Annotated in this window: 17 protein-coding genes; 4 read left to right on the forward strand and 13 right to left on the reverse strand. The window is 38.3% G+C overall.

What is annotated here, in order from left to right; genetic code table 11:
• Positions 1–108: 108 nt before the first annotated feature.
• From D9X91_RS08365 to D9X91_RS08400, 8 genes are all read right to left on the reverse strand, one after another.
• On the reverse strand, positions 109–1,929 hold the full coding sequence (locus tag D9X91_RS08365) for an ABC transporter ATP-binding protein (RefSeq protein WP_121680140.1): 1,821 nt from the start codon (positions 1,927–1,929) through the stop codon (positions 109–111).
• Between the two features lie 10 nt (positions 1,930–1,939).
• On the reverse strand, positions 1,940–3,112 hold the full coding sequence (locus D9X91_RS08370) for a nucleotidyltransferase domain-containing protein (RefSeq protein ID WP_233569745.1): 1,173 nt from the start codon (positions 3,110–3,112) through the stop codon (positions 1,940–1,942).
• Positions 3,075–3,587: a lasso peptide biosynthesis B2 protein gene (locus D9X91_RS08375; protein WP_407644182.1), complete on the reverse strand. Its 513-nt coding sequence runs from the start codon at positions 3,585–3,587 to the stop codon at positions 3,075–3,077. Before D9X91_RS08375 ends, D9X91_RS08370 begins: the two co-directional genes overlap by 38 nt.
• Positions 3,565–3,876: a lasso peptide biosynthesis PqqD family chaperone gene (locus D9X91_RS08380; RefSeq protein ID WP_121680143.1), complete on the reverse strand. Its 312-nt coding sequence runs from the start codon at positions 3,874–3,876 to the stop codon at positions 3,565–3,567. The genes D9X91_RS08375 and D9X91_RS08380 overlap by 23 nt, the downstream gene beginning before the upstream one ends.
• Positions 3,848–4,801, reverse strand: coding sequence for a phosphoenolpyruvate carboxykinase (ATP) (locus tag D9X91_RS08385; protein ID WP_121680144.1), 954 nt, complete (start codon positions 4,799–4,801; stop codon positions 3,848–3,850). The genes D9X91_RS08380 and D9X91_RS08385 overlap by 29 nt, the downstream gene beginning before the upstream one ends.
• 91 nt (positions 4,802–4,892) lie before the next feature.
• On the reverse strand, positions 4,893–5,024 hold the full coding sequence (locus D9X91_RS08390; protein WP_121680145.1) for a paeninodin family lasso peptide: 132 nt from the start codon (positions 5,022–5,024) through the stop codon (positions 4,893–4,895).
• Positions 5,025–5,038: 14 nt separating this feature from the next.
• Complete coding sequence (locus tag D9X91_RS08395; protein ID WP_121680146.1) at positions 5,039–6,952, reverse strand: asparagine synthase-related protein; 1,914 nt, start codon at positions 6,950–6,952, stop codon at positions 5,039–5,041.
• 367 nt (positions 6,953–7,319) lie between these two features.
• Positions 7,320–8,201 (reverse strand): GNAT family N-acetyltransferase, encoded by an 882-nt coding sequence (locus D9X91_RS08400; RefSeq protein WP_121680147.1) that lies wholly within the window; start codon positions 8,199–8,201, stop codon positions 7,320–7,322.
• Positions 8,202–8,347: 146 nt separating this feature from the next.
• Between D9X91_RS08400 and D9X91_RS08405 the strand changes: the two genes are divergently transcribed.
• The 4 genes from D9X91_RS08405 (at position 8,348) to D9X91_RS08415 (ending at position 11,165) form a co-directional block, all read left to right on the forward strand.
• Positions 8,348–9,118 (forward strand): SDR family NAD(P)-dependent oxidoreductase, encoded by a 771-nt coding sequence (locus D9X91_RS08405; protein WP_121680148.1) that lies wholly within the window; start codon positions 8,348–8,350, stop codon positions 9,116–9,118.
• A 75-nt stretch (positions 9,119–9,193) separates the two neighbouring features.
• Complete coding sequence (locus tag D9X91_RS08410) at positions 9,194–9,754, forward strand: GNAT family N-acetyltransferase (protein WP_233569746.1); 561 nt, start codon at positions 9,194–9,196, stop codon at positions 9,752–9,754.
• Positions 9,755–9,945: 191 nt separating this feature from the next.
• Complete coding sequence (locus tag D9X91_RS23130; RefSeq protein ID WP_407644179.1) at positions 9,946–10,035, forward strand: putative holin-like toxin; 90 nt, start codon at positions 9,946–9,948, stop codon at positions 10,033–10,035.
• Between the two features lie 899 nt (positions 10,036–10,934).
• A complete protein-coding gene (locus D9X91_RS08415; RefSeq protein ID WP_121680150.1) occupies positions 10,935–11,165 on the forward strand; it encodes a hypothetical protein in 231 nt (76 codons plus the stop codon).
• Between the two features lie 57 nt (positions 11,166–11,222).
• On the opposite strand, the gene D9X91_RS08420 is transcribed toward D9X91_RS08415, so the two are convergent.
• From D9X91_RS08420 to D9X91_RS08440, 5 genes are all read right to left on the reverse strand, one after another.
• Complete coding sequence (locus D9X91_RS08420; RefSeq protein ID WP_121680151.1) at positions 11,223–11,699, reverse strand: DinB family protein; 477 nt, start codon at positions 11,697–11,699, stop codon at positions 11,223–11,225.
• 105 nt (positions 11,700–11,804) lie between these two features.
• Positions 11,805–12,263, reverse strand: a complete 459-nt coding sequence (tsaA, locus tag D9X91_RS08425) for a tRNA (N6-threonylcarbamoyladenosine(37)-N6)-methyltransferase TrmO (protein WP_121680152.1) — start codon at positions 12,261–12,263, stop codon at positions 11,805–11,807.
• A gap of 282 nt (positions 12,264–12,545) precedes the next feature.
• Positions 12,546–12,668: a hypothetical protein gene (locus tag D9X91_RS23020; RefSeq protein ID WP_267900806.1), complete on the reverse strand. Its 123-nt coding sequence runs from the start codon at positions 12,666–12,668 to the stop codon at positions 12,546–12,548.
• A gap of 13 nt (positions 12,669–12,681) precedes the next feature.
• Positions 12,682–13,695, reverse strand: a complete 1,014-nt coding sequence (locus D9X91_RS08430; protein WP_148709057.1) for an alpha/beta fold hydrolase — start codon at positions 13,693–13,695, stop codon at positions 12,682–12,684.
• A gap of 322 nt (positions 13,696–14,017) precedes the next feature.
• Positions 14,018–14,806, reverse strand: coding sequence for an SDR family oxidoreductase (locus D9X91_RS08440; protein WP_121680155.1), 789 nt, complete (start codon positions 14,804–14,806; stop codon positions 14,018–14,020).
• Between the last annotated feature and the right edge of the window lie 162 nt (positions 14,807–14,968).

A 14,968-nucleotide genomic window follows, 5' to 3' on the forward strand; every position in this document is an offset into this window, starting at 1 on the left:
ATTTTGTTCTAAATAAAGAACGATTGATTTAAAAAAATTATTTAAGAAACTATTATATTACCATTTTAGTTCTTTATAAAGAACACGTCAAATTATTTATCGACTTCATTAATAAGTAGCCGCAGCTAATTTTCTTTCTGTTTGCCCAGGTTTGTTTAGAAGCTGATGAAAAAGTCCATTTGTTTTCCCGGCCAGCTCATGATACCGTCCCTTCTCAATGACTCTACCGTGTTCCATTACGATAATTTGATCTGCATTTTGAATCGTCGATAGCCGATGTGCAACTACAATTATGGTCATTTTGCCTTTCATTTGTTCCAATGCATACTGGATGGCAGCTTCATTAATTGTATCAAGCGCGCTTGTTGCCTCATCCAATATAAGGATACTCGGCTTTTTCAATAGTGCCCGTGCCATTACAATCCTTTGACGTTCTCCACCTGATAGCTTCACGCCCCTATCCCCAATCAACGTCTCCAGCCCCTTAGGCAGCTTTTGAATGAATGATTCAGCAGCAGCAAATTTTAATGCTTCCCAAATTTCCGCATCTGTTGCTTTTTGATTCGTAAGCAGAAGATTTTCTCTAATGCTTGCATTGAATAAGAACGCATCCTGTGGAACATAACTGATTGATTGCCTTAGAGATAACATCTTATCCGTTGTCATTTTATTTCCATCAATATATATATTTCCCTCAGTTGGTTGATAAAGCCCCATAATCAGATCTATTAATGTGCTTTTGCCGGCTCCTGAATGCCCTACTACAGCTGTCATCTGATTGGCTGGGATATTAATGGAAATGTTGACTAAAGCAGCCGTTTCATTTTGATTTTCATAGTGAAACGTTATATTGCTGCAAAGGATATTTTTTTGGATATTGATTGGCTGGATTGGTTGAGATCCATCACTAAATGAAAATTCCTTTGACTTATAGCATTCTTCTTGAAGGGTGTATATAGATTCAAATGCAGGAACGGATGATGCGATTTGTTCCAGACTTGACTGTATACCTGAAAATCGCGGCCAAAGCCTCGAAAAAATTAAGATGATCATTAGTAAAGTAGCAGGATTGCTCTTAAAGACAAGTACTGAAATAAGAATGAATATTGAGATAAATAATGCCGATGCTATTTTATATACTAATTGAGAATTTGTCCTGATCCCCATGATTACCCTTTGTTCCTTCGTTATAGTTTCACACCAATGTTCAAGCCAGGCCAGGCGCGGCCTTTCAAGGGAATTGCTTTTAATATCCTTGATGCCATTGAAGTGATCGGATATTCCGGACAAATACTTCCTTGAAAGATCAGTAGTTTGAAACCCCACTTTTTTCGATTGAGCAACGTATTTTTTTGACAGGTTAATGATAATCCCGCCTGCACAAATGACAAATAAAGTCAGTGACGGGGAAATCAAAGCTGCCAATCCAATTTGAATAATCGAAAACATGATGGAGGTCAGAAGCTGAAGAAACGTATTCGTCCCGGCGCTCACTCTACTTAATTCGCTTGTTAGTGCATTTATCAGATCGGATTTTCTTTTTTGGACAAAAAAGCTCCAGTTCGATTGAAGAATGCTTTGATAAGTATCCAAACGAAGTCGATTAATAAAGCCAACTTGTAGGGACATATTTTTCCTTACTATAGATCGCTGAAACAGTGCCTGCACGATGACGATCACCAAAAAAACGGTTAGGCTGATTGGCAATGCCCATGTTTTAGGGATTGAATTCAATATGTTCAATATACCCAAAAGGCGATTATTCGGAGAATCAAAAGAAATAAGTCCGCTTGCAGCCAGCATTGGTATAAGCATGATCATTCCTATGCCTTCTAGCAAACTTGCAACAATCATTCCAATCATATTTATGATTAGATTAAATCCTGTAAAAATGTACATTTGTTTAGAAAAATACCACAAATGCTTCATTGGAAGCCTCCTATGTTAGAGCTGATTTCTTTGTCTTCCTCCATAACCATATCATTGGCCTCAACGGAAAATATAACAAATGCAACACTTTGGGCAGGGGCATAGCCAATGCATCCTCAGGATATGGGTAGAAATAGCTGAAAAAAGACAGTCCTTTTTGAAAAAAAGATTTAAGAGAAAAAATATATTTTTTGTGATAGGTTGATATTTCTTCGCTCAATGGCAGGGAATGAAGATTGATCATCCTTTCCAAATAAAAAATCGTTCCTTCCGCTAATTGCATTGATTTATTATGACATAAGATTCGATCATACTCCCTTGGGATTTTACTGGATAGTAATTGAGATGATAGAATCATTGCCTGTCCCCCCAGCTGGGTTGAATGGAATTTACGGAGCAGACGAATCGTGAAATGATGGTCCATGGGAAGCTTAAGCATTTGATGGATATCCAATAGCCACCTGAGCCTTGACCAGCCATGTCTTGAGCCATGGGAAATCAGAAAGACAAATAAATCTTCCACCCCAAGAGTATGTACAGGAAGACCACCTATCACTTCAGTCTCTCTCCTTTCCCATAGCTCCTTGAACGCAGGCTCCAATCCAGGGCCTGGATTCAATCTCCAATGAATCTCTATTTTGACCTGTTTTTGCGGGTGAACGTACGTAAAATGATGATGCCTCCACTTCCAATCATTCAAAACAGTCATAATATATTCATCTTTACGATAGCCCTCTGCCACTAGTAATTTTTCAGCAATCCCTAAATCCTTGATAGGGATAAGGATATCCAAATCACCAGAGGTTCGAAGCGAAAGGTCGCCATATAACTTTTTTGCCAGCATCGGGCCCTTTAAATGAAGCATTGGAATATCATTTTCAGCAAAGATTTTACCTACCGCTTCCATTTCCTTGGTTAAATGGAGCATATGAAATATATTCGCCTCATATAGCTTTGTTATCCCTTCACTGACATATGTTGGAACAACTGTTTGTCCCTGTTTGACTTTGGGATACAGCTGTGGATATAATCGATGATGTTTAACTAAATCAATGAAGGCGCCCCAATCAAAGTCGTCATTTATAGGGATTGGATTTTGGCTAATAGATGATTCGTCCTCCAGCAATTTAAGCAAATAGTTCATTTCATTTGATAATCGGGAAACGTTTAGCTTTATTGGCACATTTTTCACCTTCATTTGATAGATTGGAGAGAAAACCAGCAAACATTCCTACCACAGTAAATTTTTCTTTGCCTTGCGACCCTGTAATAAAATATGGGCCACTTCTCAGCCAAGCATGGGCAGCGAGCTTTCCATTATCATCTTTGCCCATTCCTAAGTATAGTGTGCTTTCAATATTCCTTCTTTTTAGCATCTTCATCGCTGAAATTGCTTTAACAAGGCATTGACTTTCCCAAAAAGTATACTTGCTCATCATTTCTACTGCATTTGAAACTTTGCTTAAAATTTTTCGATCAGTGTCGTTTGGGGAGTGGCTTGTTTCTTCCATATAAGTACCGAGTGAAGGAGAGATCTTTGAAAAGGGAAGCAATTTCAATACCCGTGCAAAAGCTAAATAAAAGTACGCTTCTACCCACAACAGCTTGATGATGGATTCAGTATTCCAAAAGATTTTAAATTTCTTGGTCATTTTCAAACTTAACCTGGATAAGGCCTTCTTGTAATAACGATTCAAGAAATGAAATAACCTGATCTTCACATTGATCTCGATAAACCTCATAAATTTCAGTCAATGAAGAAACCATTTGACAAACTGTTAATGGCGATTCGAGCATATCCCAAATTTGTCCGCCCATCTCACCTAAATTATAATATTTTCCGTTGCCAATGCAGAGCATTACTTTCTCATCCCCCATGGCACTGACAATATTCCCTTCACATTGCACAAATGTTTGATCAAGTGTTACTAATGGCTTTGTAATCATTGAAATTCTCCTTTTCGATGGTCTTTAGGATGGTTAAAAATATGTCATTGGCTGTAAATATGTTTGAAGGTCTTTCGATTCTATATAATGGAACATGATAAGATAGGTTGGATGTCCCTTTAAAATGCCAGCTTCTTAAGCCTAAATGCTGTATTAGACTGTTGCGGTACGTATGGATAAATAACATATGCAGCCCTTCCAGTCCTTGAATCGATTGCAGAGTAAGGGCATTTGTATCTGTTTTCCTCAATTCAAAGATCCCTGCAAGTGGAATTGACTCTGAAGAAAATTGCCCTTTTACTGGCACTGCGAACTTTTTCTCCCTTTCAAATAGTGGGGAATAATGATTTTGATTCATTTCGAATGCTGCCAGGCTTGCATCCCATAGCTTTTGCTGAGGATATGCAGGGATGACATTTGGAGGACCTTCATCAGAAAGGGCGAGAGCAATAACGTCATCTGTTAAAAGCTTATATCCCTTCTGCAGGAAGGCTGTTGCCAATGTTGATTTTCCGGCACCTGGAATTCCAACAAATGCATATGCTTTCCCCTTTATATCTACGGCGCTGCCGTGGAGGGGCAATAATTTTCGCTGCATGAGAATGCTTCCCATACATGTTCCAAGCAAGTATAGCCGTATTTTATTAACATCGGCTCCCTCAAAAGGCAAAAACATAATATGGTTTCCATTTGTAATCCTGAAAACGGCCAATTCTGGTATGCGAAAGATTACATGATTTTCAGTTGCCATAATGCGATTCAAGGTATTCCAATCCTCTTGCCAATAATCCTTCAAGTTTCGTCTTTCAATTTTCACCTCAGTTATATCCTGGCCGGGCAGACTATTCAATTCAGGAAGTTTAATGTCGCTCATTATTTTAAGTCCAAACGCTTCATACGAGTATTTTTTTTCGCCACACTCCATGACTCACACTCCAGACAAACTTGAAATAATTAACAGCCCTCATACAACTGGACAAGTATAAGGGCAATGTCATTAACCTAAAATGAATGTATTAGCTATAATGAAGATTTCCTTTTTCATCACAGTCCTCATAAGTTGAATCTGCATATGCCTTACCAGGGCCAGCCATTGTCATGTTTACATCTAATACTTCCAAAACTGGTTCAGTCCAAATCTTTTTCATTTTCTCACCTCCTTTCAATGAAATTTGCTGATGAAACGATATACGATAAGCGTCCTCATAAGGACTCTTATCGATGAGTCAAAAGCTTTCTCCGGTCTTGGATGAAAGTTTTTCAATTCTGAACGGATGTAGTCCATATTAAAATATCTAATCATTTCCTTATTATTTGTCATTTCTTTAAGCTCGTCCTTGACTGCCTTCCACTCAGGAACGATCCGGTGAAGCCAATCTGCCCCTTGAATTCCCCTTGTCAACTGATTGAGTCTGACATTGTCAGGCAAATAATTTTCGGTTGCCCTTCTGATCAGTGCCCGGTCGACTCCATGTTGAACATATTGATTGACTGGGACAGATAAACAGTAATCTATGACTCTCCTATCATTTGTAGGATCACGGTTCCAGATGCCATAGCGAAGTGAGAGTTTCGTGTTAGAATTGCCAGTTGTATTCCACGTATATTGATTTTGAAAGTGATCCTGACGATTCTCGACGTAATTAAGTTTCTTCATTTCATTTTCAATATTGTGTACCTTAGTGAAAACTCCTGTCTTTTTGGCAAACTCACTGTTGATAATGGAAGGAAATTCATAGGAATCAGTTGAACCGAACTTAGGAAAGGCTTTTTGTGATACAACCTTCAATATTCGCTTTTTATTTGGAAACCCAATGTTCTTACTGTATAAATTGATTTCCTTATACAAACGCAGCCACTTGAATCCTTTTAGGAGTGTAGAATAATAATCAAGCGCAGGTCCCCAGGATATTGATAGATTCCCCCTTGCTCCATTCAAGAGGATACCAATCCCCTTTTGGCTGGCCTCTTCTTGAATACCTTTAACCCAGAAGGAGTTTTCGAAAAACTTGTATGGCATTTCCATAATATCCAGCCAATCGTCTATTTCGGTGTAGGAGCTTTTTCCTTTGAATTCTAATGCTGTGTTATTCATATTTTTGCTATGAAGGACTGTGGATTGAATATATGGACGTTCATTCGCGACTCTATAAGAAGGAGTCCAATCAGAAAAATCCTGTCCTGGAATGTAACTGAAAGTAAGTAGCCTTTTATCAGCTTGCTTTAATGATTTTGCAGCAAAGCTTGCAACGGAACCTGAATCCAATCCACCGCTTAATTGCGCCCCTACATGATGAAAGGTCCTTAACCGGCTGTTCACTGCTTTTGAAAATATTTCTTGAAAGGCTTCTACATAATCCTCATTTTTTTTAAATCGAGTTTCTTGGATAGCTGAAGCTGAATAAGGAATCAGCTTCATTTTCCCTTCTTTGATTAAAAAAGAATGTGAAGGCGGGACCTGCATAATTTTTCCAAAAACAGTTGAGTGGCAATCATAAGTATCAAACATATGAGTCACGGCAATGAACTCCGCAAGCCACTCTTCATTCAAACGCTTTTCCACATACGACAGCTCCAGCAGCGGTTTGATGGTCGTACAAAAGGCGAATCGCTGGTGGTCCTTGTAATAGTACAGTGTCCTGCTTCCCGAAAAGTCCCTCGCCCCAAAGAGCTTTTGTTCTTTTTCATCCCAGATCATGAAGGCAAAATCGCCGATGAGATGTTTTGGCGTTTCCTCCCCCCATTTACGATAAGCAAGAAGGAGCAGTTCACTATCCGGCATCGATTTTTGCTCATCTCTAGGAATCTGAAGCATTTGGAACAGCTCTTCCCTGTTGTCGATGATGGCGTCTGCCGTTATGGCAAGGCGTCTCTCATAGTCGTAGTATGGGACGACCTCCCCTATGGATTCGGGTGTGATCCATTGGGCATGGCAGCCAAGGAACATATTTGGCTGATGGTTCCACACCCGAATGTCATTTGCCGGAAAGTGCTTAAGGGCACCCATCATTGCATTGATATCTTCAACAGAAACCGATTGATTATTAAATTGATAGATTCCAGCGATTGCACTCATGAGTGGCCCCCAATGTCTTATATAGTCACATTCTGTAATCTGTACAAATACGTTCTTATTATAGAACATAAAGATTAAAAAAATATGTATTTAAAAATATAACTCTAGAAAAAAGTTGGTTATATAAGGATTTACTTGATTAAATCTATACTGTTCTTTATAAAGAACATTTCTTATCTCCTAAATTATCATGTCCTTTATCCTATGTCAATCAATTTCATTTAAAATTTTTTGAATATTATTTCATCATTAATTGACAAACTGAAACAAAAAGGGAATGACTAATTTTGGGTGAATTTGTCATTCCTTTTGCTTTTTCATTTGGACCTTTAATTCATATGTTTGATGAGTTTATTACATTCCAATTTTAAGCTTGGGAAGTCAAAGGATGTTTGAAAATTGCTGGGAAGGAAATTTTATTTTTATGTTTAACAAATAGCACTTCACTTCCAACGAATGGTTTGTTTTGATAATGAATGTCCGCAGACTTCATCGGTGTGAAGTGCAACACGATTTTTTTTATTTCGCTCGTTGTTAATTTTTGAAGTGTATTATGAAGATGTTTTTCCTGTTTCAAAACGAGATCAAAGATATGTAGTTCTTCCTCTTCTTGTTTGGCGATAGCAAGAACCTCATCTTCTTCATGATAATAGATATTATCTGAAAATACGTATATACAATAAAACATGAATAGTTCTGTGGTCCGTGCTGCAGTGAATGTTTTGGAATTTGTTACACGCTTGGAAACAAAATCATAGATAAAGGTTAAATCGTTTTTGTTTTCTGGATCTAGTTTTCTTAATGGAAGCTGACATCCCGTTTCGCCTGAACAAGGTATGAAGAATTGTGTTTCCTGAATTGGTTCGAATCCAAATTTAGGATAAAAATCAAGTACGGAGCTGTTGGCAAATAGATATATGATATCAACTTCATGTTCATAATCTTCCATGACTTTGTTCATCAACCACTTCGACAATCCTTTATTTCGATGCTCGTGCGCTGTCATGACGGTGCCGATCTGGATTGCCGGAATTTCCTTTCCATCGATGATTAATGTAAGCAGGTTTGCAGAAACATTGGCGACAATCTCTCCATCCTTTTCCAACGAATATGGGATGTATTTTTCCGTCCAAAAACCGTTTTTATGCCAGTTTTCAAAATTGATGCCAAATGTACGCTGAGCAAGATGATTAAAGCTTGTCCTCAATTCTTCATTTTCTTGGTACCCTTTTACAAAAATGTAGTCCATTGAAATATCCCCTCTCTATTCATTAATGATTAGATAAGAAAATGTTGTTGTCAATCCATTTAATTGACAGAATGGAATTTTAGTATTATCATACGTTCAAACTCTTAAACATATAAACTTTGATAAAATGCAAGGAGGAAATTTTCATGGGAAAGACAGCTTTAATTACAGGTGCATCATCTGGAATTGGCGAGGAGTTTGCCTATCGATTGGCTCAGCAAAATGTAAATTTGGTTTTGGTTGCAAGGTCTGAAGAAAAGCTTAATCTTCTTGCAGACCAAGTAAAACAATATGGAATTGAGGCAACTGTTCTTCCCTATGACTTGAGCATAGAATATGCAGGAACAAAGGTTTTCGAAATGACAGAAGCGCTTGGAATCCAAGTGGATATGTTGATCAATAATGCTGGATTCGCCCTCAGTGGAATATTGACGGATATCGATCCGGAACAAGACCACCGGCAGGTAATGCTGAACGTCAATGCAGTCGTCGATCTTACACACGCCTATTTGCCTGGCATGATAGAAAGAGGAACAGGAGCAATCATCAATCTGGCTTCGACCGTTTCATTCCAGCCGGTCCCCCATATGGCTGTCTACGGTGCAACCAAAGCATTTGTTCTTTCATTTTCTGAAGCGATTTGGCAAGAATATCACGATAAAGGCATCGATGTGCTGGCACTTTGTCCAGGTGCTACAGATACGAACTTTTTTGAAACAGCGGGTGATGTTGCCTTTGGGAAGATTCGGACTCCCCATCAGGTTGTCGATACGGCATTAAAGGCGTTGAAAGGAAGAAAGAGCTTTGTTGTAGACGGAAAACGAAATTATTTGACCGCCCAGCTATCAAGAATCCTGCCGCGAAAAACCGTCGTCTCCATTGCTGGGAAATTGGCAAAGCCCGGCAGGAAAATGTGAAATCTTTGATAATGTATTTTTGCAATATGAGCCTGTGGTCCGATTGAAATGTATTAGGATTTGGGGGGAATGACATTGAAAGGGACAATACGAAATTGCTGCAAAACCAAAGAGGGTAAGCCTTTTAACGTAAGAACAGCATTGCCTTCTGACGCAGAGATGATTTTAGAATTCAACAGGGATATTTTTAAGGAAGCTCCATTTTTGCTGACGACGTCAACAGAATTTAAAACCACACAAAGTCAACAAGAGAAGTGGCTGCAGGATATTCTCTCTTCGGAAGCAAGTATGGCGATACTCGCAGAGAATAAGGATGGCATGATCGGATTTTTAGACTTTCAAAATGGTAAGAAACAAAGGAACAAACATGTTGGATCATTCGGTATGAGTGTGAAAAAGGAATTTCGGAACCATGGGATCGGCACTGCTTTATTAAATACCCTGTTTCAATGGGCAGAGCAGAACCCAATCATTGAGAAAATAAATCTTGAAGTCTTTTCTGATAACACTAGTGCAATTCAATTATATAAACGATTGGGCTTTGAGGAAGAAGGACTAAAACGAAAAGCAATCAAAATATCAGATAGCCACTATTCCGATTTGATCGTAATGGCAACATTCTGTTCTAAAGGGTAAGGTGGCATGAAAATATTTGTTGACTATTCCCTTTACCTTCCAATATGAGTCTTTATTCCTCATTTAGCATAAAAAGAACATATGTTCCAATTTATGGTGATTATGCTTGAATTTTGATGTATAATTGAAACATACAGCATGGACAGGGCATAAGGCGGCTCAACTCCCTTTAGAAAGGGGGTGGTCGCTTAATGATTTCGGCTTCAGACACACTTCAAATTATGATACTTTTCGCATCATTGGTCGTATCAATCATTGCGGTTGCGCAAAAAAAGAAGTAACCGTCACCCTGTAAGCTCTCCGACAAGCGTGGGGGATGGTTACTTCCTTTTCGTTTTGACTCTGATGAGCCGCTGCACTTCTTGCAGTTCTATGCTGTTGAGGGATCCCGAAGGCAATCGGGATTCCTTTTTATTATCATAAGTTATTTATATTATATACCTTGTGTCCCATTTTCGTAAAGGAAAGCAAAAGGGATGGATATCAAAATCGATTAAATTCGCTGTATAAAAGTATTATAAATTGAAAAAATAATCATGAATCTATAAAAAGGAGCTGTGAAAAAGTGACGAACAAAAACGACAATCGTGAAAGACAAAACAAATATCCGAACAATAAAAAGCAGGATACTGAGTTCTCAAAAGAAACAAATATCCGGAGTGAGATCACTCAACAAGACTTAAAGAAAAACAAATAATTATTTAATGCCCTTTTCTCAAACTTTGTTGCTTTAGTTATTAAAATAGGGATGTATATGCAATTTTTCACCTATAAAATAGCGCAATCAGCGAGAAAAGAGCCTGGAACCTATGTTTAACGCGCTAATCATCTATTTTCGTGTTAAAATCGGCATTAAGATTTTAACAACAATCCTTATGAAAACAGCCTTACTTAAAGACTGTAGACAAAATATTGTTTACAGTTTTTTTCTTTTAGCGCTGTAAAATAAAACTCAACTATGATTCCCGCCATTTCGTGGAATTGTTGCAAGCCCCCCTGCATTCGCCGTCAGTAGGGTCTTGCTGGTTCCATTTCTTCCCTGCAATCTCTTTCAATAACATAGCTTTTCCCTCGTATATCGTCATTTTTCGATTTTTAAAATTATTTTTTACAAAAAAAGGAGAAATTAGTGAGAATATTGAAATAATATGTGGAGGCTATTTTTGAAAGGATGGAGATTATGGATCGAGTCAGTTGCATTGCTTATCTACTTTTCCAGTCTGAACAAACGCGAATCAGAAAATTAGCCATTAATCTTGTCACGGGAGAAATTTCTTTAAATGCAGCAAAAAAGATAGCGGATTTTTATCCCCATATCGTTTCCGCAGAAAAGCAGCTCAAAAGGACGTACGTCAGTCAAGAAGAAGTTTGTGAGTTTGTAGAAACATACTTATTCACAGCTCAGGCATAAATGGAAAAGCAGTGGAAGTTTTCTTCCACTGCTTTTTTGATGAAGTCATCTCTTTATTCATAGGTAGTAAACATAGTTAATCGATTCATCTATTTCCTGCTTATGCTTTTCATCATGCTCTATTAACCCTTCAAAATAATTGCTTAATGTCATCTCCCTCTTGCCAATCCATACAACTTTATTGAATTTCTCTTCTGGAATGCTTTCGATTAAGGCTACAAGCTCTTTTCTAACCTTTACAAACTCATCAATAAGATCATCTTTATCGATTCCAGATCTCGCAAAGTGCATGGCCTCTTTATTCATAGCTTGAACGTCAACATGGAAGATCGGCAGCGGTTTATCCTTTATCAAGTAATCCAAACGATGTTTCATAATGAATTCATCCCATGTGATGAAGTGGGAAATGACATCTGCTATTCCCCATGATCCCTCTCTAAAAGACTGATACCAATTCTCTTCTGATATTGTTTTTAAACTACTACTCCATTGTGCAATAGCTGATTTCTTTTCAATTATTTGCTTCTTGTTCATGAGAAACCATCCTTTTCAGTAGAGGTTTAGCCCAAAACACCATATTGAGAAGCTTACTACTTTTATTTCACAAATAGAGATCAATAAACAATAATAGTAAAACTTCTACCAATATTTTTTCATGATGTCATGGGTCCAATCCGGTTGATGGATGTCTCCTTTAGGAAGGAATTCTTTCATTACTGGTTTAATATCGATGATCGGAGTGCCATCAATGGCATCGAGTCCTTTCACCTTCAAAGTTCTTTCTCTGTGTTCCAATAGTTGAACCGTTGTCAGCCCGAGTTTGTTCGGCCGATTCTTCCCCCTTTGAGCAAAGATGCCTACCTGAGGAAAATCTGCATTGTTTCGAGGATGCCTCGCTTTTGTTTCTATTTTATTGTCGGGAACTTGATTAAAATAAAAAATAATTTCCAGATGCGAAAAGTCTTCAATATTCCTTAATGAAGATTCATCATACTCCGGTGACAATTCAATTATGGACTCCACAGAGCCCCAGTCATCATCCTCTACTGCTCTCCGATCATTTTGCACATATGCGATTGGCTTAATGGTAATATCCATGAATCCTCCCAGAATTGAAAATTTTGAATTTTGACCTTCCAACTCAATGGTACTATATTCCATTTATTCGGGCAATGGATTTGCTATTTCTGCGGCTTGTGCTATTATTTTTTAGCTTACGGGCATCTGATTCTAATTTTGATTCCCTTCAACTCGATTTATCACTGTGAGGGCATCTAATTCCCATTGTCCCTTCAATATTCCAGCTTCCCTTCAAAAAAACCACACACAAAAGGGGCTGCCCCCTGGTGCCTGGCACCAAAGGTACACCCCCTTCTAAGTTTAGTGTTGTTTGTTGGGAATTAGGTAGGTCATCAGCTGTTCTTTAAAAACGATAAACGCAAAACCGTGATACTCTAATGGAATGTCCTCTAGTAAACAATTTTCCAATGATAAATCAGCCATATTCTCTCCCCCTTTATAATGAGCGCTTTTCTAGCCAATCGATGAGTGAAGGAGGAATATTTTTTTTGATGATGCTCGCATGGCCCCCTTCAACTTCTATAAAGACTTTGTCTGGGCTTGATACAAGTTCGAGCAGAGGATAGCTTAATTGAGTGGGAACTAACTCATCGTATTTTGCATTCAACATATAGATATTCGAATGGATATTGGATAACTGTATCGGGAAAGTTCGAAGGACGAGGTTGCCATTGATCAATGAATTTTTTTTGATAAATACATTCAATATGTCAATCAGAAATGCGCCGGTCAGGGGGATATGATCATTTGTCCATTGATTGAAGCGATACCAAAATTCTCTGTATTCTGGATCATATGCTTTGTTCAACAGTGCTAGATAAGGAGAAAAATAGACTGGTGCTGTGTATAGTCGCATTCCTGCTTTTACGAAATTGGCAGGGATGATTCCGACCATGTTGATCAGTTCCTCAAAATTGATTTCATCATTTTTCAATGCTTTTTGCCATTGACTATAATTATCGATTGCATCGAAATTGATCGGGGTCACCATCAAGATCAAGTTTTTAACGCGGTATGGCTTGAAGGCAGCGTAGATTGCAGCCAGCGTTCCTCCTAAACAAAATCCCATGAGTGAAAGTGTTCGGCTCTGGCTATGCTGAAGTACTTTATCAATAGCAGGGTCGATATAATCGAAAATATAGTCCTCCAGCCCCAAATCCTTGTCTTCTCCATCGGGCTCACCGAAATCGAGAAGATACACGTCATAGCCCTCTTCAACCAAGCCGATGACCATACTATATTCACGTGCAAGATCCAAAATCGATGGTTTGTTTATATGAGAATACAACAAAAAAATTGGTGTATGTTTGGATTTATCAAACGACCAGTAATGCCAAAGTATGCTTTTTCCTTTTCGCCAAATGGATTCCCTCGGGTGATTGGGATGCCATTCTTTTGTTTCAGCCAGTGTCTGTAGAAAGCCTTCCCATCGGTCTAATTCTGTCCACAATGGTCATCATGACCTTTCAAATCTTCCAACAGTTCTTTAAGCCTTTTCAAAAAGTGCCTGAAACAAATCCAAATAATCAATTTCAACCATTTCTTACAACAGCATTTCATATGGCGAATGATGATGTGTATCAAACAAATGACGTGATGAATAAAGCATTTGATCAACTTCAATATTTTACTTGAGATACAAACGTGTTTAGGGTGATTCAACTTACATTTAATCCATTTGTTGCATTTATGTTCCATCATGTATCCCAAATCTCTTAGCTTTTCATAAAAATCTGCACTTACCATGTGCCTTTCTCTCCTTTTCTTTAAATTTATACCAGCGCCCTGATTCCGCCATCAATGACAAGAACGTGTCCATTGATATAGTTGGATGCATTGGATGCAAGGAAAATAGCAGCACCCTTCAAGTCTTCTGCTTGCCCAAAGCGTTCTGATGGAATCATGTACTTCAATTGGTCGCCCTGTTCTTTGAACAATTCCTGCGTGATCTTGGTAGGGAAAAAACCAGGGGCTATTGCATTCACTTGAATATTATGCCTGGCCAATTTCACGGCTAAATCTTTGGTGAAGGTGATGACCGCTCCTTTGCTCGTGTTGTAAGGAACCGTATTCATTACAACAGTCGGAGTTCCTCCAAAACCTGAAACGGACGCAATATTGATAATCTTTCCGGATTTTTGCTTCATCATAATTTTTGCTGCTTCCTGGGAAAATAAAAACGTTCCCTTTACATTTACATCCATGACCTTGTCCCATTTTTCCTCGGGAATTTCCGTAAAAGGTCCTGTCCAGGATGTCCCGCTATTATTGATTAAGATATCGATACGATTAAATTTTTCTAAAGTTAGATCGATGACCTTTTGAATGTCTTCCTTTAATTGGATGTCACATGATACGGCAAGAGCTTCCGTACCACTGTTTTCGAGTAATGTTTTCACTTCTTCGCAAGCAGGCAAGTTTCTGGAACAAACCACCACTTTTGCACCCGCTTCTGCCAAGGCAATCGCCATTTCTTTCCCTAAACCTCTCCCACCGCCGGTAACGATGGCAACTTTATCTTTTAAATTGAATAATTCTTCTAAAATTTCTTTTCCCTCCATTCTTTGCTGCATACTATATAATAGACGTTTTAGTAGAATAAGTGCTGATGATGGTGTCCATTTTAGGAAAAATAATGAATGTGCTGAACGATAAAGCTATTTTATCGAGCAGTATCACTTAGCGATTAGTCTGTTTCTTCCCTTTGCAGCTACCTATTTTCC

It is taken from the genome of Falsibacillus albus (assembly GCF_003668575.1).
Taxonomy (GTDB): Bacteria; Bacillota; Bacilli; order Bacillales; family DSM-25281; genus Falsibacillus; species Falsibacillus albus.